Source organism: Kitasatospora mediocidica KCTC 9733 (assembly GCF_000744225.1).
GTDB classification, from domain to species: Bacteria; Actinomycetota; Actinomycetes; order Streptomycetales; family Streptomycetaceae; genus Kitasatospora; species Kitasatospora mediocidica.
On record NZ_JQLN01000004.1, the window covers coordinates 196,572 to 216,383 of the forward strand.

The 19,812-nt window shown below is 71.6% G+C and carries 16 protein-coding genes; 7 read left to right on the forward strand and 9 right to left on the reverse strand.

The features are described 5' to 3' along the window. The first annotated feature begins 14 nt into the window (after positions 1-14). Positions 15-1,232, forward strand: a complete 1,218-nt coding sequence (locus BS80_RS08775) for an FAD-dependent oxidoreductase (protein WP_035795214.1) — start codon at positions 15-17, stop codon at positions 1,230-1,232. 43 nt (positions 1,233-1,275) lie between these two features. On the opposite strand, the gene BS80_RS08780 is transcribed toward BS80_RS08775, so the two are convergent. Both BS80_RS08780 and BS80_RS08785 read right to left on the reverse strand, forming a co-directional pair. Beyond that, complete coding sequence (locus BS80_RS08780) at positions 1,276-1,665, reverse strand: DUF1634 domain-containing protein (protein ID WP_035795216.1); 390 nt, start codon at positions 1,663-1,665, stop codon at positions 1,276-1,278. Beyond that, complete coding sequence (locus BS80_RS08785; RefSeq protein ID WP_035795218.1) at positions 1,658-2,617, reverse strand: sulfite exporter TauE/SafE family protein; 960 nt, start codon at positions 2,615-2,617, stop codon at positions 1,658-1,660. Before BS80_RS08785 ends, BS80_RS08780 begins: the two co-directional genes overlap by 8 nt. 254 nt (positions 2,618-2,871) lie before the next feature. Here BS80_RS08785 and BS80_RS08790 point away from each other — a divergent pair, with 254 nt between their 5' ends. After that, positions 2,872-4,086 (forward strand): acyl-CoA dehydrogenase family protein, encoded by a 1,215-nt coding sequence (locus tag BS80_RS08790; protein WP_035795220.1) that lies wholly within the window; start codon positions 2,872-2,874, stop codon positions 4,084-4,086. A 96-nt stretch (positions 4,087-4,182) separates the two neighbouring features. Further along, a complete protein-coding gene (locus BS80_RS08795) occupies positions 4,183-5,064 on the forward strand; it encodes a fumarylacetoacetate hydrolase family protein (protein ID WP_035795222.1) in 882 nt (293 codons plus the stop codon). 53 nt (positions 5,065-5,117) lie between these two features. Here the strand turns inward: BS80_RS08795 and BS80_RS08800 are convergent, their stop codons facing one another. Continuing rightward, positions 5,118-6,053, reverse strand: coding sequence for an NADP-dependent oxidoreductase (locus tag BS80_RS08800; RefSeq protein ID WP_035795224.1), 936 nt, complete (start codon positions 6,051-6,053; stop codon positions 5,118-5,120). Positions 6,054-6,238: 185 nt separating this feature from the next. Between BS80_RS08800 and BS80_RS08805 the strand changes: the two genes are divergently transcribed. Together BS80_RS08805 and BS80_RS08810 are read left to right on the forward strand one after the other, a co-directional pair. Beyond that, complete coding sequence (locus BS80_RS08805; protein WP_035795227.1) at positions 6,239-6,499, forward strand: hypothetical protein; 261 nt, start codon at positions 6,239-6,241, stop codon at positions 6,497-6,499. 240 nt (positions 6,500-6,739) lie between these two features. After that, positions 6,740-9,289 (forward strand): glycosyl hydrolase, encoded by a 2,550-nt coding sequence (locus BS80_RS08810; protein WP_408607355.1) that lies wholly within the window; start codon positions 6,740-6,742, stop codon positions 9,287-9,289. A 161-nt stretch (positions 9,290-9,450) separates the two neighbouring features. Here BS80_RS08810 and BS80_RS42570 read toward each other — a convergent pair whose 3' ends face one another. From BS80_RS42570 to BS80_RS08845, 6 genes are all read right to left on the reverse strand, one after another. Then, entirely contained in the window at positions 9,451-11,373 is a 1,923-nt protein-coding gene (locus BS80_RS42570) for a putative Ig domain-containing protein (RefSeq protein WP_083974434.1), read from the reverse strand. 596 nt (positions 11,374-11,969) lie between these two features. Next, on the reverse strand, positions 11,970-12,440 hold the full coding sequence (locus BS80_RS08825; protein WP_035795233.1) for a hypothetical protein: 471 nt from the start codon (positions 12,438-12,440) through the stop codon (positions 11,970-11,972). 61 nt (positions 12,441-12,501) lie between these two features. Next, positions 12,502-14,511, reverse strand: a complete 2,010-nt coding sequence (locus BS80_RS08830) for a galactose oxidase early set domain-containing protein (protein WP_035797022.1) — start codon at positions 14,509-14,511, stop codon at positions 12,502-12,504. 140 nt (positions 14,512-14,651) lie between these two features. After that, positions 14,652-16,247, reverse strand: a complete 1,596-nt coding sequence (locus BS80_RS08835; protein ID WP_051966373.1) for an ArnT family glycosyltransferase — start codon at positions 16,245-16,247, stop codon at positions 14,652-14,654. A gap of 135 nt (positions 16,248-16,382) precedes the next feature. Beyond that, a complete protein-coding gene (locus BS80_RS08840; protein ID WP_035797026.1) occupies positions 16,383-17,621 on the reverse strand; it encodes a glycosyltransferase in 1,239 nt (412 codons plus the stop codon). Between the two features lie 202 nt (positions 17,622-17,823). Then, positions 17,824-18,162, reverse strand: a complete 339-nt coding sequence (locus BS80_RS08845) for a hypothetical protein (RefSeq protein ID WP_035795235.1) — start codon at positions 18,160-18,162, stop codon at positions 17,824-17,826. 170 nt (positions 18,163-18,332) lie between these two features. Between BS80_RS08845 and BS80_RS08850 the strand changes: the two genes are divergently transcribed. Next, entirely contained in the window at positions 18,333-18,854 is a 522-nt protein-coding gene (locus BS80_RS08850; protein ID WP_035795237.1) for a SigE family RNA polymerase sigma factor, read from the forward strand. After that, a complete protein-coding gene (locus BS80_RS08855) occupies positions 18,851-19,774 on the forward strand; it encodes a hypothetical protein (protein ID WP_035795240.1) in 924 nt (307 codons plus the stop codon). Before BS80_RS08850 ends, BS80_RS08855 begins: the two co-directional genes overlap by 4 nt. The last annotated feature ends 38 nt before the right edge of the window (positions 19,775-19,812 follow it).

Sequence of the window (19,812 nt, forward strand, 5' to 3'; positions counted from 1 at the left end):
CGGAGAGTCAGAACATGTCAGCAGCAACGGGAATACGGGGAACCAGGACGGCACTCGTCATCGGGGGCGGCATCGCCGGCCCGGCGACGGCACTGGCCCTGCGCAAGGCCGGTATCGAGGCGAGCGTCTTCGAGGCCTACCCGACCACGGCAGAGGGGGTCGGCGGCGCGTTCATGATCGCGCCCAACGGGCTGGCCGCGCTGCGGCTGCTCGGGGTGGACGAGCAGGTCCGCGAGATCGGCCAGCCGATCCAGCAGATGCTGATCGACGGGCCGAACGGCAAGCGGATCGCGCGGTTCGGCGGCGTGCCCGGGCTCCCGCCGGGCCTGGCGATGTGGCGCGCCGACCTGTACGCCGTGCTGGAGCGGCGGCTGCGCGAGGAGGGCGTCGCGGTCGCGTACGGCAAGCGGCTGGTCGACGTCGAGGAGCACCCGGACGGCGTCACCGCGCACTTCGCGGACGGCACCAGCGCGCAGGGTGACGTCCTGATCGGCGCCGACGGGATCCGCTCCGCAGTGCGCACGCTGATCGACCCGGCGGCGCCCGGGGCGCGCAACACCGGACTGGTCGGACTCGGCGGCCACAGTGCCCACACCCCGGACGGGGCACAGTACGACGCGATGCACTTCGCCAACGGGCGGCGGGCCTTCTTCGGCTGGTGGGCGCTGCCCGGCGGCGGAACCACCTGGTTCAGCAACATCACGCGGGCCCGGGAGCTGACGGCCGCACAGGCCCGTGAGACGTCCGGGGCGCAGTGGCTGGACCTGCTGCGCGAACAGCACGCGGGCGACCGGCCGGCCGCCGAGATCCTGCGGCAGGCGGACCCGGCGCAGCTGGTCAACGTCGGTTCGCTGCACATCATGCCCAAGGTGACGCACTGGCACCGCGGCCGCCTGGTGCTGGTGGGGGACGCCGCCCACGCGCCCTCGCCCAGCTCCGGCCAGGGCGCCTCGCTGGCGGTGGAGAGCGCCGTCGAGCTGGCCCGCTGCCTGCGCGACCTGCCGGACCCGGCGAGCGCGTTCAGCACCTACGAGTCGCTGCGGCGCGGGCGGGTGGAGAAGATCATCGCGCAGGCGGAGCGGAACAACAACGAGAAGAGCGCGGGCCCGGCGGCCCGGATGCTGATGAGAGCGGTGGCCCCGATCGCGGTGCGGACCTTCCTCAAGCCGGAGAAGATGTTCGGCCCGGTGCACCGCTACCGGATCGAATGGGAGCGACACCCGGCCGCCTGACGGGCGGAACGGCATGGCCTAGGAGCAGCTCCGAGGCCGGGGTTCAGCCGAGAAAGGCGCCGCCGACCAGGAGGGCGACCACCAGGGCGGCGGTCAGGGCGTAGCGCCGGTCACCGTCGCGCAGCCAGCAGGCCACGGTGGCCAGGATGCCCAGGGCGGGAGCGGCCGCCAGTGCCACCAGGCCCAGGCCGAGCAGGAGTTCGCCGGTCCCGCCGTGCGCGGCGAAGCCGCCGAGGGAGGCGTTGTGCGCCGTACGGTCACCGGTGGCCAGGGCGGTGACCAGCCCGGCCAGGATCAGTGCCAGCGCGACGACGCAGGTACCGGTGAGCACCCTGGCGGTGATCGTGTTGACGCGCCGCTCGCGGGCGATCGGCGCGGATCCGGGACGGGCGGGCGGGCACTCGAGGAGTGCCGGTCCGGGCAGCTCAGACATGGATCACTCCGAAGGCGGCGAGGACGAAGGAGAGGCCGGAGGCGAGCACCACGGTGCTGTAGACCGCCTCGATCACGGCGACCGAGACCCGGCCGGCCAGCCGGGAGCCGAACAGCGAACCGGCCGTGATGCCGAGCACGATGGGTGCCACCAGCAGCGGCTGCACCACGCCGCTCGCGTAGTAGACGACGAAGCTGGCCACCGCCGTGATGCCGATCATGAACTGGCTGGTGGCGGTGGCCACGCGGACCGGCACGCCCATGCCGAGCGTCATCGCCGGGACCTTGAGGAAGCCGCCGCCGATCCCCAGCATGCCGGAGAGCAGGCCCGCCACCAGCGAGGCGCCGGATCCCACCAGCGGGCGGCGGGCCCGGTAGGCGAGGGTCGTACCGTCGGTCTCGTCGGCGACCAGGCCGTCCAGCGCACTGCCGCCCTCGCAGGCGCGCAGGCCGTACGAGGCGAGTGCGTCGGGGGGCGCCGCGTCGAGGTGTGGCGCGTCAAGGGATGGCGCATCGAGGGGTGACCCGCCGGCCGGGACGCGCTGCGGCGCGGGCGCGGACGGGACCGGTCTGTTCTGCAACCGCCGTCGCCGCCGGGTGAGTTCGGCGGACAGGAATTGGGCCGCGCCGAACACACCCTCCAGCGCCGCGCGCGGAATGAGGGCCGTCAGCAGGCTGCCGCCGATACCGCCGATCGTCGTGGCGATCTCCAGGCTGAAGGCCAGCCGCTTGTGGGTCAGCCCCTGGCGCAGGTAGGTCGCCGAACCCATCGCGGAGTTGGCGATGACGGCGGCCAGCGAGACGGCCACCGCCGAGCGGAACGACACCCCGTACCCCAGCACCAGCGCGGGCACCACAATCGCGCCCCCGCCGATTCCGGACAACGCGCCCACCGCGCCCGCCACCACGCCGATGAACAGCAGCATCGCGAGGGTGAAGAAAGTCAGCGTCACGAGGGCAGCCCCTTTTCCGGCACGCGTCGACAGTGTGGTGCTGGGATCATCCTTACTCGCACGAACGGCAATTGACACCTCGCCAGGTAAATCTCCCGGTGTGACGTACCCCACCGCCAACCTGACGGACAGTTAACTTCGTTGTAACACGAACAAGAAGAGCGAGTGGCATCGTCGAGGCACTTGCACCACGGTGTGTACGTACGACCGGTGCGAAGTGATCCCGCAGACTCCCTCAAGGAGAAGGGCACTCCATGACTTCGTTAACGATCCAGCACCTTCCCGCCGCTGCCGATCAGGCGGCCGACGCGGACGGGGACCGGGCCCGCGCCGAGGCCTTCCTGGCGACGGTGCGACTCTTCGCCGGCGAGCGCCTCGCGCCGCTGGCCGCCACGATCGACCGCGACGACGAGATCGGCGACAAGCTGTTCGGCGAGCTGGCCGGCGCCGGGCTCTTCGCCAACTCCCTTCTCTACCAGCGGGATCAGCCGCACGGTGGGACCGAGCGGGTGCGTTTCCTGCTGCGGGTGCTGGAGGAGCTGGCGCGCGTCTCGCCCCCCGTGGCCAAGGCGGTGATGGACCAGAACCTCGGGCAGATCGGAATGCTCCGGGAGTACGCGGACGACGCGCTGCGCGACGCCTGTCTCGACCGGATCGGATCCGGCGCCGTGCAGGCCGCATTCGCGATGAGCGAACCGCAGACCGGCTCCCAGGTCAGCCGCTTCCAGACCGTGGCGACCAGGGTACCGGGCGGCTTTCGGATCAGCGGGGAAAAGGACTGGATCACCGGCGCCGCGCGCCGCCAACTGCATTTCGTGGTCGCCAAACCCGCCCCGGACGCGCGCGAGGTGGGCCTGTTCACGGTCGACCGCACCCTGCTCGGTCCGGGCGACGGAACGGTGGAAATCGACGACCGCAAGGAGAAGTTGGGCCTGCGCGGACTGGGCGAGTACCACGTCCGGTACAACGACGTCTTCGTGCCCGACGCGCGGGTGGTGCTCGGATTCGACCGCGGTTCGCTGCGGCGCATCATGCGGCACTACAACGGCAAGCGGCTGGGCCAGGCGGCGATCTGCATCGGCCTCTCCAAGAGCGCGCTGCGCACCGCGTTCGACTACGCGGGCCGACGCCTGCCGGCCGGCTCGCCCGCCTACGTCAACATGCAGACGACGCTGGCGCCGCTGGTCAGCGAGCTGAAGGCCGCCGAGGCGATGACCGCGTGGGCGGCCGCCGAGTGGGCCGGCGGCGACGAGACGGGCGCGCCGAGCGCCATGGCCAAGTACGTGGTGGGTGAACTCGCGCTGCGGATCACCAACGCGAGCGCGCAGGTGTGCGGGGCCAACGGACTCTCGGACAAGCTGCCGATCATCAGACTGATGCGGGACGCCCGGATGCTGACCATGGCGGGCGGCGCCTCCGAGGTGCTGCGCGGCACGGTGGCGGCGCAGCTGGACCGCCTGCTCGACTGAGCGGCGACGACCCACCGAGCCGCGACGACAGGCTGAGCGGCGACGACTCGCCGAACGCCGATCACTGACCGAGCACCGATACGAAACGGAGGAACGATGCGTCTCGCGACCATCCGCGAGGGCGGTGCCGAACGGGTCGCGCTCGTCGGCGCGGACGGCGAGCACCTGGTCGTCCCGCAGGGCGAGCGTGCGGGCGGCATGCTCGACCTCATCCAGGCCGGCCCCACGGCCTGGGAGTCGCTGGCCCGGGACGCGGCCGGCGGACGCCGGGTGCCCCGCGACGGGGTCGAGTTGCTGGCCCCCCTGCCGCGCCCCGAGCGCAACCTCTTCGCGCTGGGCCTCAACTACGCCGACCACGGCGAGGAGGCCTACCGCAAGGCCGGGCGGGAGTACCGGGCGCCCCGGCACCCGGTGGTGTTCACCAAGGACCGCGGCTGTGTGACCGGGCCGATCGGCCCGGTGGCCGTCGACTTCTCGCTGTCGCAGGAGTTCGACTGGGAGGTCGAGCTCGCGGTGGTGATCGGCCGACGCGCCTGGCGGACCGAGGAGGCCGACGCGCTCGGCCATGTCTTCGGCTACTGCGTGGCCAACGACATCACCGCGCGGGACCTGCAGACCAGGCACAAGCAGTACTACCTGTCGAAGAGCCTGCCGGCGAGCTGCCCGCTGGGCCCGTGGATCACCACCGCCGACGAGGTTCCCGACCCGCACGACCTGGTCATCACGCTCAGCGTCAACGGCGAGACGCGGCAGGAGTCCCGGACCGACCGGATGGTGTTCGGCATCGCCCGCACCATCGCCGAGATCTCGCGGATCGTGCCCCTGGAACCCGGCGACGTCATCCTGACCGGCACCCCGTCCGGCACTGGCTTCGCCGCCGAACCGCCGCGCTACCTGGCCCCGGGCGACCTGGTCGAGTGCTCGGTCGAGGGCCTTGGCACCCTGTCCAGCCGGATCGTCGGGGCGCCCCCGTCTTAGCGGCCCCTCGCGGGCCCCGCCGCTCGACCTCTGCGGCGGGGCCCGCGAGCGCGTCACGGCACCGTGACGACGACCTTGCCCCGGGTGTGCTTGCCGGCGAAGTCGGCCACCGCGCGGACCGCGTCGACGAACGGGTAGCTCGCGCCGACCTCCACCCGCAGCGTGCCCTCGGCCGCGCGGGCGGCCAGCTTCTCCAGGTCGCCCGGCTCGGCGGTGAAGCTGCCGATGTAGACGCCCGACACGTCGCGGCCCAGCTCCTCGGGCCCGAAGAGCGGGGAGACCAGCCGTCCGCCGGGACGCGCCGCGCGGGCCGAACCCGCCAGCGCCTCACCCCTGTTGATCAGGTCGAGCACGACGTCCACGCCGTCCGGCACCAGCCGCAGGGTCTCCGCCACCACGTCGACGGCCTTGTAGTCGACCGTGCCGGCAGCCCCGAGCCCGCGGACGTACTCGGCGTCCTGCTCCGTGGCGGTGGCGATCACCTGGACGCCGAGCGAAGCGGCGACCTGCACGGCGTACAGCCCGATGCCGCCGGTGGCACCCACCACCAGCAGGCTCTCCCCGGCGGCGAGCCCGACCGCGCGCAGCAGGCAGACCGCCGTCAGCCCCGACTCGGGGATCGCGGCGGCCTGCACCGCGGGAAGCCCTGCCGGCCGCTTGGCGAGCAGCGGGCCGACCGTCGCCACGGTGTACTCGGCGACCGCCCCGGCCTGCCCGGTGAAGGCGAGCACCGGGTCGCCGGGCGCGTACTCCGTCACACCCTCCCCCACCTGCGCGACCGTGCCGGTCGCGTCCATGCCGACGACCAGCGGGTGCTGCACGGGGAAGATGTCCTTCATCGCGCCCGTGATCAGGGCGAGGTCCAGCGGGTTGAGCGCGGCGGCCTCCACCTTGACCAGCACCTGCCCCGGGCCGGGCGAGGGAGTCGGGTGGTCCGCGACGGAGATCTGGTCGAGCGTCGCGTACTCGGCGGCCACGAGAGCTTTCATCACGAACTCCAGTCGGTGTGCGTTCCATCCCGGCGCGGCACGGCACCGCGACGCCGCTCCCTTTCTACGCCGTGGACGGCCCGCGACCCGGGAGGCGCTGCCGTGACCGCCTCCGCCCGGGTGGAACCGGCGGGGCGTGCGCACCGTCCAAGGCCTGACAGCCCGCAGCAGAGGAGCACTCACCGATGAACAGACGTACCGCAGTCCCCGCCCTCGCCGCCGTGCTCGTCGCGGCCCTCGCGGCGTGCACCTCGACGGGCGGACCGGATCCCCACCCGCCGACCACCCCGGCGTCAGCCCCCGCGTCGGCCACCGGTACGCCGTCCCCCAGCCCCTCCCCCAGCCCGTCCGGCACCGGGCCGGTGACCGTCCCGTCGAACGGAAGCCAGTTCCCGGTGGATCCGATCCACCCCCACAGCGCACCGCCCAGCAGTCCGGCCGGCTGATCGACCGGCTGATCGACCAGCTGATTGGCAGGTGCTGAACAACAAATCGGTGAAGCTTTCGGCTAACCGACACCGACCGGCCCACGCCGTGGTCGAGTCTCCCTCACCGGTGCCGCCGAGCAGAGTCCCCCGCTCGGCCCGGCACTGTGAACGGTCAATGACGACTGGGAGGTTCTGTTGTCGGTACCACTGCGCGCCAGGCGATGGCTCACGATCTGCGCTCTCGCCGCCACCTTGGGAATGGTCAGCTCACCAGCCGGCGCCACCCCGCCGCATCCCCCACTGGCACACCCCCAACTCAACTCCACGGTACGCCCACTGGACAGCGGCAAGGGCGACGACGGCGGTGAGGCCGACGAGATCCAGGAGGGCGCGGACCAGCGCGCCGAGGCCCGCACCTCCCCCGGCACCGTCGCCCCCGGTGCCTTCGGGGCCGCCTGGAACGCGTTACAGGCCCTGCCGGACACCGGTGGTGACTGGAAGCACCTCACCGGTCTGCCCTACAACTCCGACGACCCCCGTTACCGTGACGTCTCCTCCAACTCCAGTGCGGGGATGGGCGATGTCACCGGCCGGATGGCGGCCGTGGCTGCGGACGACTCCGGCCACGTCTACACCGGCAGCGCCGGCGGCGGTGTCTGGCGTTCCTCGGTCGGCGGCGGCCACTGGCAGCCGATCAGCGACCAGTTGCCCACCCAGTCCACCGGCGCCCTGGCACTGGACGAGCGCGGCCGGCTCTGGCTCGGCACCGGCGAGGCGACCACCAGCTCGGACGCCTACCTCGGCAGCGGCGTCTACGTGCTCGACCATCCCCAGCAGGGCGTCTTCAGTGCCCGCAGCCGGGTCGGCGGCGCCGAGTTGGACAGCACCACCATCCACGAACTGCGCTTCGGCGCCGGCTTGGTCTGGGCCGCCACCGACCGGGGAGTGTGGAGCCACTCCAGCACCGACCTGCGCGGCCCGTGGACCCTGGAGTACGCCCCCAACCCCGCCTACCTGCCAGGTGGTTCACTGGCCACGGACCCGAGCGCACCCTACAAGAACATCACCAACGACATCGCGGTCGACCCCAGGGACCCCGGCAAGGTGGTCCTCGCCGTGGGCTGGCGCAGCGGCGACACCTACAACGGCTTCTACGGCAGGTCCGCGGACGGCAGTTGGCAGCGGCTGAGCTCGCTCGGCGACCTCCCCACGGATGCGGCGGACGTCGGCGAGGTGACCTTCGCGCGCTCGGCCGACGGATCGCGCTACTACGCCATCGACCAGTCGCCGGCCCTCCAGGCGACCGGCCAGGACAGCGCGCTGGACGGCATCTTCGTCTCCAAGTCCGGTTCCCCGCTGGGCCCCTGGACACGGATCGCGGACGCCAAGAAGCTCGCCGCCACCGGTTCCGCACTGACCATGCCCGGTGACCTGCCCGGCCTGCAGTCCTGGTACGACCAGTCGCTGCAGGTCGACCCGACCAACCCCGAGCACGTCTACGCGGGCCTGGAGGAGGTCTTCGAGACCGCTGACGGCGGCACGAACTGGAACACCGTCGGACCGTACTGGAACTTCAACTTCCCGTGCTGGAGCATCGATCCGACCAAGCAGAGCGGCAGCTGCCCGCAGACCACGCACCCGGACCAGCACGCGCTGGCGGTCGGCGGCTACCACGGCAGCGCGTACGTCCTGGCGGGCAACGACGGCGGCATCTACCGCAGGCCGCTGAACGGAACGGTGGACGCCTCGGGCCACGGCACCGACTGGACCTCGCTCAACGACGGCACCATCGACACCCTGCAGTACTACTCGGTGGGCGTCGGCAAGGACCTCGACTTCGGCGGCGTCGCGGTCAACGGCGGCCTCCAGGACAACGGCCAGTCGATGCTGCGCGGCCGCGACACGGTGATGGGATCCAACTTCGGCGGTGACGGCGGCGACACCCTCACCGACCCGGCCAACGGCTGCGACATCGCCCAGGAGTACGTCTACCTGGCGGTCAACGTCACCCAGAACTGCGCGGTCAACGACGGCAGTTACCTCACCGACCCGAGCAAGGCGACCACCTTCTCGGTCGCCCCGCCCGACAACGCCCTCGGCGGCGCCGGCGCCCGCTTCATCGCCCCGCTCGCCGCCGACCAGCAGAACGGCAATCTCTGGGTCGCCGGCGGCCGGCACGTCTGGGTGCAGAACCAGGGCTACGCCATCCGCAGCTCCAGCGCCTGGACCAGCGCCTTCGACCTCGGCGCCGGGCACGTCGCCACTGCGGTCGCGGCCTCCGGCGGCAAGGTCTACGCGGCCTGGTGCGGGCCCTGCGACAGTCAGGGCTTCGCCCGCGGCATCGCCGTCGGCCGTGCGGACGGCACCGGCTGGCAGCAGCTGAACCTGCCCGTCGACGCCACCGTCCCCAACCGCTACCTCTCCGGCCTGGCCATCGACCCGGCCGACGCCGACCACGTCTTCCTCACCGTCAACGGCTTCTCCCGCCAGTGGACGGCCGGACCGGGAGCCGGTGTCGGCCACGTCTTCGAGTCCAGGGACGCCGGAGCGCACTGGAGCGACATCTCGACCGACCTGCCGGACGTCCCGGCTGACTCCCTGGTGGTCACCAAGGCGGGCGGACTGGCGCTGGGCACCGACCTCGGCGTGCTCTACCGGGCCGCCGGCCGCACCGCCTGGCAGCGCGTGGCCGAACTGCCGGCCGTTGCCGTGGACCAGTTGAAGCTCGGTCCGGACGGGCGTCTGTACGCCGCCACCCACGGCCGCGGCCTCTGGTCGATCTCCCTGCGGGACTGCGGCTCGGAGTAGCGGAGGAGCGGAGGAGCGGAGGATCCCAGGAGCGGCCGAGGAGCGGCGGCACTCCCCGTCGGTGTCGGGAGCCGGTCCGCCGACCGGCTCCCGACACCGACAGCACCGAGGCGGGCGCTCGGCCCCCCTCGGTGCTGTCAGTGGTCCGCAGGTGCGGTGTGTCAGCTGGTGGTGACCGCGGTGTCGTCGATCACGAAGCTGGTCTGCAGCGAGGAGTCCTCGGTGCCGGTGAACTTCAGGGTGACGGTCTTGCCGGCGTAGGCCGAGAGGTCGAAGGACTTCTGGACGTAGCCGGTGGCGGCGTTCACGTTGGAGTAGGTCGCCAGCGTGGTGCCGTTGGCCGTGACACCGAGCTTGTCGTAGGCGGTGCTGCCGGTCTCGGCGGTGTCGATGTGCAGCCAGAAGCTGAACGTCGCCTTGCAGCCGGCCGGGATGGTGACACTCTGCGAGAGAGTGTCGGTGTGGGTGCTGCCGTAGCCGTCGAGGTAGGCCTTCCACGAGCCGGAGTGCGCGGCCTCGGAGGTGCCGTTGTCGATGACGCCGGAGCTGGCGGTCCACGGGGCGGCGCTGCCGGTCTCGAAGCCGGCGTTGCCGAGCAGCTGGGCCGGGGTGCAGCCGGTGGAGCCGCCGCCGGCGACGGTGAAGGTGAAGGTGGTGCTGCCGGTGGCGCCGGTGGCGTCCTTGGCGGTGACCGTGACGGTCGAGGTGCCCGCGGTGGTCGGGGTGCCGGTGATCAGGCCGGTGGAGCTGATCGACAGGCCGGCCGGCAGGCCGGTGGCCGAGTAGCTCAGGGTCTGGCCCGAGGCCGAGTCACTGCCGCTGACCTGCAGGCTGACGGCGGTGCCGACGGTGCCGTTCTGGTTGCCGGGGGCGCTGACGGTGACGGTGTTGCCGCCGCCGGTGGAACCGCCGCCGACGATCGGGTGCGAGATCGAGCAGGCGTTGGTGTCGTTGGACCAGCTGGCCTGCTCGGCGAAGGTGCCGGTGCCGAACGCGACGTTGGCCGCGCCGCCGGTGGTGCCGGGCTTCAGCCAGGCGCACTCGTCGGAGTTCTCCTGGCCGTTGTAGGTGGCGTCACCGGTGTGGTTGGTCCAGCCGCCGGCCGGGTTCTGGTCCGACATCATCTCGTGCCACTCGTGGCCGAGCGTCATGGTGTAACCATCGAGCGTGCCGGGGGAGTTGACGAAGCCGACGCCACAGCCCGCACCCTGGTCGACGTTGTACGGCTGGTTGCTGAAGGCGATGTCGCCGTAGTTCGAGGTGGCCGCGCCGCCGTTCAGCGTGGTGTCGCCGTTCCAGTCGTGCCAGGCGCAGTAGCCGGTGTTCGGGTCCTGGTAGCCGTCCGGGTCGGTGCCGTGCGGCGACAGGACGATGTAGTACGCGTCGCGGTTCGCGGCGGCCGTGGTGTTGCCGAAGTGACCGGCGGCCTTGATCCCCTCCTGGGCGAGCTGGTTGCCGGTCGCGGCACTCGGCGAGGCGGCGGCGTTGTCGTACCAGACACCGGAGAGCACGCCACCGGCCTGGTACGGGATGAAGTTGGCGTTCGAGGGGCAGCTGGTCGCACCGGTGGCCACGTTCGGCCCGTCGCACCACTGGGTCAGGTCGGCCGACCACAGCTCGTTGTTGGTGCCGATGCCCTTGAACATCTGCTGGGTGACCGGCGCGACGCCGCTCGGGTCCCCGCTGAAGGTCGCGTTACCGTTGGCGTCCGCGCCCTGCGTACCCCACTGGCTGCCGTAGAACACCAGGTAGACCTTGGAGTGGCCGCTCTGGACACCTATGCCGTCGACTCCGCCGCCGTAGGACAGCGTCTCGGGACCGGTCGCCGCCGTGGTGGCGGCGTGACTGGTCGCCCAGCCCGTCATCTTGTCGTGCTGCTGGAGCGTCGGCACCGCGCCGTGCCGGTAGGCGTGCTGGTACGACGGGCTGAACGGGTCGGCGCTCTGCGCCTGCTGCGCGGCCGGAGCGCTGGGCGCGACGGCCTGCGCCGGACCGGCGATCAGACCGGCGGCGGCGACCGCGAGGGAGACCGCACCGGTCAGCGCGGCACGCCTCGCGAGGCGGGTGGTGTGGGGGCTACCCATGGGAGGGGTCCTCTCGTGAACCCGCCGCCCGCACTCCGATCGGGAGTAGGGCAGCGGCTTTCCAGAACGTGGGCCGAGGCCCGCCGGGACCGCGCTCTCACCGATTCCGCTGTGCCGTCCCCACCGGGGGAGAAAGCGTTGCGATCACGCACCGCACCAGGACAGAGCTCACCCGTGGGGGAATTCGAGGAATGAGCCGAGCAGGGTTCAGGGCATGGCCGGGAGCTCTCCGGAGAGAGGTCCGCGCAATGGAAAAGAGGTATGGACCACGACAACTGTCGGTTGGTCACTACCGGGTCGGTGGTGCCACCGTCGTCGCGGTGAAGCAAAGCAGAACAGCTGAACGGCGGTCAACAGGCAATTCCCAGATTTCCCCCGGGGGCTCCCAGCTTCCCGGCAAAGCCGCAGGTCGAAGCCGGTCGACGCGCGTGGCATACCCCATGGAATTGAACTTCGCGCACAGCGGAACAGAGAACTGAATTCATCACGGTTAACACGCATCGGTATTCACTGAATAACAAAAGGCAGTGACAGTCATCTTCTGCGAAATGGGGGTGCGCCCAAGGCGCACCCCCATTCGACGGACTGACGCCGGGTCAGTCGGTCGCGCCGGCGTCCCCGCGGTCGCAGGCGGTCCCGTCGTGGTCGGTGTCCAGGCCCAGCCGGTCACGGCCGTGCACGGCCAGCGCCGGGTAGCCGTGGGCCAGCAGCCAGCGGCACCCGGCACCCGGGGCGGCGCCGGCGGTGGCCGGGAAGGTCCACGGGACGCAGACGTTGACGTCGCCGTAGGCGTGGTCGCAGCCGTCGGCGGTGGCCGCGACCGGCGCACCGGCGGCCTGCGGCTGCGACGGCGCCTGCTTCACCGGGGCATTCAGGCCCTGGGCGAAGTCCATGACGTGCGGGGCGGGGCGCGACCGCTGCTGCGCCGCGCCCGGCGGGACCGGCCGGGACTCGGCGCGGGTGGCCGGCAGCGTCAGGGCCACCGCCAGAGCGGCGACGGCGGTGCCGAGCGCCAGCGCGGCGGTCAGCGGGCCCGCGCCCCGGCGGCGCGAGGTCTTGGTACTCACACGGTTCTCGATTCTCCTGGAGCCGGAGCTGTGACGGACTATGACGGACTATGACGGACCGTCACATCAGGTGGACCCACTGCGCCACCGAGGGCACGCCGTTCGCGTTGACCGCGAAGAGCATGTAGTACCCGGGCGGGGCGAGGTTCGGGTTGCTGGTCACGTTGAGGTTGACGCTGCCGTCCCCGTTGACGCTCAGCGGCAGGTCCACGAAGCGCTGGTTGGGGTCGGAGGAGTGGGTGACGGCGGCCGGGCGGATCAGTTCGGCGCGGACGATCGGCGCGTCCACCGTGATGTGCTGGCTGGAGCCGTAGGACCACATCGGGTTGGCGACGCCGGTGATCTGCGGGCGGGCGCCCTGGTAGAGGTACGGCGGCGTGTAGAGCGAGACGTGCATGTCGAAGCTGCCGTTGCCCGGGTTGTCGCCGACCGTCATCACCCGGCCGTCGGGCAGCAGGAACGAGGCGGAGTGGTAGGTCCGCGGGATCGGGTCGGTGGCCATCGCGGGGGTGAAGGTGTTGGTGGCCGGGTCGAACATCGAGGCCTCGAAGACCGGATCGGCCCGGTTGTGCAGGCCGCCGTTGGTCTCGAAGACCTGGCCGTTGGGCAGCAGAACCGTGGAGACGTACATCTTGCCCTGGGTGGCGGACTCGGGGCTGCCGTCGGCCGTCCTGCCCGTCGGCAGCAGCGGGCCGGGCGTGTAGGAGGGGCTGGCGGCCTTGAGGTCGACGATGTCGGTCTGCCGCCCGGCGTCCACGTTGCTGACGATGTTGCCGCCACCGACGGTGAGCACCCGCTGGTCCTGCGCGGGCGGCAGCATCACGCTCATCGACTGGTCGCGGGTGTCCTTGCTCTGCAGCCCGGGGACGTCGGTGATGGTGTTGGCGTTGTAGTCGTAGATCGAGGCGCCCGCGCCGGGGGTGCCGTTGCCGAAGACGTGGCTGCCGGTGTAGAAGAGCCGGCCGTCCTGCATCAGCACCATCGAGGGGTAGAGGCCCCAGAAGTTCCAGCTCTGGTGCACCTTCCAGGTCGGCTGCCAGGCCTGCGCGGCGGCGGAGTACAGCTCGGTGGTGACACTGCCGCTGGAGTCCCCGCGCAGGCCGCCGAAGCTGATGATGTCGCCGTCGCCCATCTCGGTGGCCGAGGGGTACCAGTGGCCGTCGTTCATGTCGTTGGTGCGGGTGTACGCCTGGGTCGCCGGGTCGAAGACGTACCCGGTGTTGAGCCCCTCGTAGCCGTGGCTGGCGTCGGGGGCCGGGTAGGACTTGGTGCCGCCGACGATCAGCACCCGGCCGTCCGGCAGCTGGACGTGGCCGGAGCAGAACATGTCGGCGGGCGTCGGGATCTGGCTGAAGGTGCCGGTGGACGGGTCGTAGACCGCCGAGGTGAAGGTGCCGGCGGCGAACGCCATCGGGTCGTTGCCGGATCCGGCCATCAACAGCACCTTGCCGTTGTGGAGCACGATGGCGTGCATGCTGCGCACCGCGTTCAGGAACGGCAGCACCTGCCAGGACCCGGCGGTGCAGGCGCTTCCGGCCGTGCAGACCGTGCCGGTGGCCGGGACGGTGGCGTCCTCCATGGTGTAGTCGTCGGTGGTCAGCGTGCCGTTGCCGTAGACCGTGACGCCCCAGCTGATCTGGTCGGTGTTCGGCGGGACCACCGGGGTGCGCACGCTGGTGTGCGTGTACGCGGAGGTGACCGGCAGGGTCTCCAGGTCGGTCCAGTACTGCCAGCCACCGGCGGTGTCGTGCCGGAAGGCGGTGACCACGGTGTCGGGAGTCGTGGTGGTGTACCAGAGGCCCAGGTCGTACTGGTGCTTGGGTGTCACCGACGGGGCGCAGGACGGGTTCTCCACCATCATCGCCTTGCGGTCGCCGCTGGTGACGCCCGCGACGGTGACCCGCATGGCGTTGCCGCCGCCGTGCGAGGCGGGGGTGACGGAGTAACTGACGGTGCCGTTGCCCCAGCCGGACTGCTCCCAGCAGACCGGGAACCCGTTGGCGTCCAGCGCCTCCAGGCCCGGGTTGACCAGCAGGTTGGCACCGGCCCAGGCGGGCTGGGCGCCGAGCATCAGGGCCAGCAGCGCGAGCACCGCCAGGTAGACCGGCACGGCTCGGTGTCGGGGTCGGGATGTGCGTGTCACAGGCGGGCTCCTCCACGGGTCGGGGGCTGGGTCGGGGGCATCTCGGTGGGGTGAGGCTCGGGCACGGCCTACGGCGAGGCGTCCTTGACGATCCGCCGGATCTCGATCCGGTCCGCCGCCGAGTCACCGAAGGAGGCGACGACGACGGAGTGGGCGAGGGCCGCGCGTACGGTCGGCAGGGCGCCCGGGTCCTGGCGCACGATGGGCGTCGAGACGATGTAGTCCAGGCTGCGCCAGCCCTGCGGCAGCGTGCGGGAGACGGCCGGGTCGAGGTCGACCTTGTAGAACCAGATCACCCCGCTGCCCGGTTCGAAGCCGTCGCGCACCAGGTCCGGCCAGAGCGCGTCGTCCACCGTGATCCGGGTGTGCGCGGGGTCGGGGACGTTGGCGCGGATCCAGCGCGCGGCGGCGTCGTACGGCGCGTTGGCGTCGACGGTCAGCGCGGTGCGGTCCCCGGCGTACCAGCGCGGCAGCGTCCAGCCGGCCGCGAGCGCGGCGGCCAGCACCAGGACACCCCAGCGCAGCGGGCGCAGTCCGAGCCGGGGGACGGCGTGCAGCGCCAGGCGCGCGCCGAGCTGGGCGAGGCCCGCCAGGCTGAGCGCGAGGAAGGGCAGCGCCTGGATCACGTACATCGCCGGCAGGTAACCGGCGCCCGGCCGCAGCACCACCGCGGCCAGCAGCAGGACGGCCAGCGCCACGGCGCGCAGGCGTCGCGCGCCGAGCAGGGGCAGCGCGGCCGCCAGCCCGCCCAGGATCAGCACCCGGTCGTAGTAGAGCCAGGACTCCAGCACCCGGCGGGAGCCCGAGCCCGACGTCAACACCGAGCCGGAGCCCTCGCGTTGGAGCTGGAAGAGCAGCCCGCCCAGCAGCGAGACATGGCCCGGACCCGGGAACAGCTCGCCCTTGAGCGCGGCGTACATCGGGTAGCCCAGGCCGACCAGGGCCAGTGCCGCGGTGAAGCCGACCAGCGAGAACTTCCGGGTGGTGCGGTCGCAGTGCTGCCAGAGCAGGAGCAGCAGCGCGGGCAGCACCACCGCCACGGTCTCCTTGGAGAGCACCGCCACACCCGCGCACAGACCCGCCGCGACGTGGTGCCACAGGTGTTTGCGCGGCGAGGCGGCCAGCACGAAGGCCGCGAGTATCCAGAGCACCGCGAAGTTGTCCAGGAACAGTTCGCGCTGCAGGCCGACCGCCAGCGGGCTCAGCCCGAACAGCAGCACGGCCAGCGCGGCGGCCCAGCGGGAGAGGCCGATCCGGCGGCCCAGCAGGTGCAACAGCAGGGCGCCGCCGGCGGTGACCGGCAGCATCGCGATCCGCAGCTCGGCGGTCAGCACGTGCGCGGAGGAGGCGAAGAGCCCGGGCAGCCAGGAGAGCACGGCCAACTGCAGCCAGCCGAGCGGGGGATGGTCGTACCAGTAGGTGTAGGGCGCGAGGCCCCGGTGGTGCTGGACGGCCCAGGCCTGGGCCAGATAGGTGCCCTCGTCGTCGCTGACGGCGGGAAACCCGGCGATGTTCCACCCCTGCACCACGAGGACGACGGCGGTGACGGCGACGGCGGTCCAGCCGTCCGGGCCGATCCGGCGCAGCGAATGCTTCAGGAGGGTCGGCCGGACCCCCGGTGGGGTGATCGGCGCGCGGGAGGCCGTGTCCAGAAGCGTGGTCAAGGTTCTTCCTTCTCCAGGAATCAGGAAATCCGACAGGGCATCGTTTGTCCCCGGCCCAGTCCACGCGCGGACGATCTGCCGTATGCACACCGTTGAAGTCCGGGTGAACCGGCGGCGGCGGTATTCCCGCGCGCGTCAGCCGAGATGCGCGCCGACGTGTCTGGTGAGCTCCCAGCCGCGGTCGCCGCGGTGCTCGCGCCAGACCGCGCGCAGCGCGGCGCCCGCCAGCACCACTTGGTAGAGCGGGCCGCCGGCGATCAGCTTGAGGTAGTGCACGGGTCGCACCCGCAGGTCGTACTGCACGCCGAAGTCGTGCAGGGCCACGGCCTCGAAGGCGAAGGTGGCGAGGGCGGGAACGGCCGGGACGAAGGAGAAGAGCGCCACTGAGACCGGCAGCTTCACGGTCAGTGCGAGCAGCAGGTCGATCGGGATCACCACACCCGAGAAGGCCTGCAGGAACGGCGTGGTGAGGGTCCAGCGGGCGAGCAGTCGCTGGCGCAGCGAGGGCAGCCGCTTCCACTCCTTCTTCCGGTAGACCTGGAGGAAGCCCTGGTTCCAGCGGGTGCGCTGCTTGAGCAGGCTGTAGAGGGTGCCCGGGGTCTCCTCCCGGGTCACCATCGAGGAGTCGTAGGCGACCACCACCTTGGCGCCGCCGGTGGAGAGGCGCACGCCCAGGTCGCAGTCCTCCGCCAGGCAGTCCTGGTCCCAGCCGCCCGCCGCGCGCAGCACCTCGGTCCGTACGAAGACGGTGTTGCCGCCCAGCGGGATGAACCCCTTGCTGGCGTGCAGGTGCAGCCGGCTGCGGAACCAGAAGAAGTACTCCAGGCAGTTGCGCAGGCTGTACCAGCTGGAGTGGAAGTTGATCAGCTGCACGCCGCCCTGCACCACGGCGGCGCCGCTGGCGCGGAAGGCGTGGTCGACATGGGCGAGCAGCTCGGGGTGGACCTGGTCCTCGGCGTCGAAGACGCCCACCACCTCGCCCCGGCAGTGCGGGAGGGCGGTGTTCAGGGCCTTCGGCTTGTTCTTGACCTCGTGGGTGTCCGTGATCACCCGCACCCGCCCCGGCGCGCGGTCGGCCATCCTGGCCGCCACCTCGGCGGTGAGCGGGTCGTCGTGGCCGACGATGACGAGGATCTCGTACGCGGTGTGGCTGGATTCCAGCAGCCGGGTCACCGTGTGCTCCAGCACCTCCTGCTCGTGCCGGGCGGGCACCAACAGGGAGAACTCCAGACCGCAGACGCCGTCAGCGGCCCCGAAACTCGTGGCGGCCAGCGTCTCCGGCGTCCGCCAGGCGTGCAGCATCCACCAGAGGGTGAGGGCCGCCATCCAGAACAGGATCGCGGACACCCCGACCATGAATAAGGAACTCAGCATCTTCCCCCCATCGGCCATCGCCGACGCCCGCCCCCGGACCGGCCCTGCTCTCCTCCGAGATTAGATACCTTTGACCAACGATTGGTGTCATGTTCCAGGAATATTGTCCGGTTACATTCATGTTGCCGACCGAAAGGCGGATCACCGGCCCACCGAGCACAGTTGACGGAGCGTCACCGCTCTGTGGGCGAACCGCTTCGACTCAGGGCCTGGCCGAGGAGATGTAGTCCTCGCGCAGCGCGACCACCGCCGACAGCAGGTCCCCGGTGTGCAGCAGGGCCCGTCCGTCGGGGGCGTGCACGGCCCACAGGGCGTCGTCGGACCGGACGGCGGCGCCGAGCGGGAGCGGGCGGGTGATGTCGGTGACGTCGCTGAAGGTGATCCGCTCGGCGGTGGCGGGGGTGGTGGCGACGGTGGTCGCGTAGGTGCGGCCCATGCACTTGACCAGCACCCGGCCCGCGCCGCCCTCCTCGAACCCCGGTGCGAGCGGTGCGACACCGGCGGGGGCGTGACCCTCCGAACGGGCAAACGACGTCAACATGACTCGTCACTCCAGGCAATCGATCGGAAACACCGCGTTAACTGTGCCACAGTCCCGCAAGCCCCTCAAAACCACTGCCACCCCGCCGACTGGGATGATCGGAGAAATGTTCGGCAGGCGAAGCAACGGTTGGGTACCCCCGTGGGCTCTGGCTGGGTGAGGAGGTACTCATGCGAGAACCCAAGACCGACCGGGACACCGAGTTCCAGGCGTTCATCACCGTTGCCTGGCCCCGCCTGCTGCGGACCGCGTTCCTGCTGGCGGGCGACCAGCACACCGGTGAGGACCTGGTGCAGTCCACCCTGGAGCGCGCGTACGTGGCGTGGCGACGGGTCAGCCGGGCCGACGAGCCGTACGCCTACGTGCGCCGGATCCTGTTCAACGAACACGCCCGCCGGTTCCGCCGCAAGGCGCCCGAGCAGCTGGTGAACGCGGTGCCCGAGCGCGCCGACCGGGACGGCTTCGCGCAACTCGACGCGCGCGGCGCCCTGCTGGCGGCGCTCGGCACGCTGCCGCCCGGGCAGCGACAGGCCGTGGTGCTGCGCTACTGGGAGGACCTGAGCGAGAGTCAGGCGGCGCTCGTCATGGACTGCTCGGTGGGCACGGTGAAGAGCCAGGCATCGAAGGGGATCGCCAAACTGCGTGCCCTCTCGTCACTGACCGACATGGAAAGCATCGGAGGAACGCTATGAGCGACTATGACGGTGACCGCGAGCACGCGGCCGGGGCGGGCACGGACGTCGAGCGGGGACTCGCCGACCTGGCCGAGGCCGTACGGATCGGCCCGGCGCCCTTCGAGCAGCTGCTGACGGTGGGCCGGCGCCGGCTGCGCCGGCGACGGATGGCGCTGACCGGGGCCACCCTGGTGACGGCCGCGGTCCTGGGGGGCGGCGTCCTGATCGGCGCGAGCCACCTGCCGACCGGCCACACCCAGACGGTGGCCGCAGCCAGCGGCGCCGGGGTCGCGCTCACCCCCGGCAGTTCGCCGGGCACGGCCACCACCCCGACGCCGGGCATCCGCGACCCGTTCACGCCGGTCCGCACGCTGGTGAGCCAGGGCACCGTCGGCGGCAAGCAGTGGCAGGCCTGGGCCGCGCTCTGGCCGGCCGCGAGCAGGGAGCAGTCGCTCCAGCAGGCCAGGCTGATCTGGCAGGACGAGATCACCGGCTCCCCCAGCCTGTCGGAGCCGACCGCGGACTACGTCCGGCAGTACTGGCAGCCGGACACCGACGTGGTCGACCTCTACGTCACGCTCGACGGCCACCGGCTCAACCACGACACCCTGGACACGGCCCCGCCGCCCTCGGCCCCGCCGCACCCCACCGACTCCCTGTCGGGCGGCATGGTCGGCTACACCAGCGACAAGAGCGGCGAGGCGCACAACGCCCTGAGTGCGTCCCCGGTGGTCATGTCGCAGGTCGGCCCGGACGTCGCCAAGGTGGTGGTGACCTGGAAGGACGGCAGTACCTCCGAACCGGCCCTGGCCGCCGTCGGGGACTCCCCGAGCCGCTGGTTCGCCGTGCTGCGGCCGGCGGGCGCGTCCGCGCAGTCGGTCAAGGCCTACGGGAAGGACGGCACCGTCCTGGCCACCGACACCTCGATGCTGAGGTGACCTGAAACCGCCACCGCCCCGCTCCGGACGTCCAGTCG

Bases quoted from the DNA above. Each gene is read 5' to 3' on its own strand.
- BS80_RS08775 (WP_035795214.1), top strand. From the start codon at position 15: ATGTCAGCAGCAACGGGAATACGGGGAACCAGGACGGCACTCGTCATC.
- BS80_RS08780 (WP_035795216.1), bottom strand. From the start codon at position 1,665: ATGTCTGAGCTGCCCGGACCGGCACTCCTCGAGTGCCCGCCCGCCCGT.
- BS80_RS08790 (WP_035795220.1), top strand. From the start codon at position 2,872: ATGACTTCGTTAACGATCCAGCACCTTCCCGCCGCTGCCGATCAGGCG.
- BS80_RS08795 (WP_035795222.1), top strand. From the start codon at position 4,183: ATGCGTCTCGCGACCATCCGCGAGGGCGGTGCCGAACGGGTCGCGCTC.
- BS80_RS08800 (WP_035795224.1), bottom strand. From the start codon at position 6,053: ATGAAAGCTCTCGTGGCCGCCGAGTACGCGACGCTCGACCAGATCTCC.
- BS80_RS08805 (WP_035795227.1), top strand. From the start codon at position 6,239: ATGAACAGACGTACCGCAGTCCCCGCCCTCGCCGCCGTGCTCGTCGCG.
- BS80_RS08810 (WP_408607355.1), top strand. From the start codon at position 6,740: ATGGTCAGCTCACCAGCCGGCGCCACCCCGCCGCATCCCCCACTGGCA.
- BS80_RS42570 (WP_083974434.1), bottom strand. From the start codon at position 11,373: ATGGGTAGCCCCCACACCACCCGCCTCGCGAGGCGTGCCGCGCTGACC.
- BS80_RS08830 (WP_035797022.1), bottom strand. From the start codon at position 14,511: ATGCTCGGCGCCCAGCCCGCCTGGGCCGGTGCCAACCTGCTGGTCAAC.
- BS80_RS08840 (WP_035797026.1), bottom strand. From the start codon at position 17,621: ATGCTGAGTTCCTTATTCATGGTCGGGGTGTCCGCGATCCTGTTCTGG.
- BS80_RS08845 (WP_035795235.1), bottom strand. From the start codon at position 18,162: ATGTTGACGTCGTTTGCCCGTTCGGAGGGTCACGCCCCCGCCGGTGTC.
- BS80_RS08850 (WP_035795237.1), top strand. From the start codon at position 18,333: ATGCGAGAACCCAAGACCGACCGGGACACCGAGTTCCAGGCGTTCATC.
- BS80_RS08855 (WP_035795240.1), top strand. From the start codon at position 18,851: ATGAGCGACTATGACGGTGACCGCGAGCACGCGGCCGGGGCGGGCACG.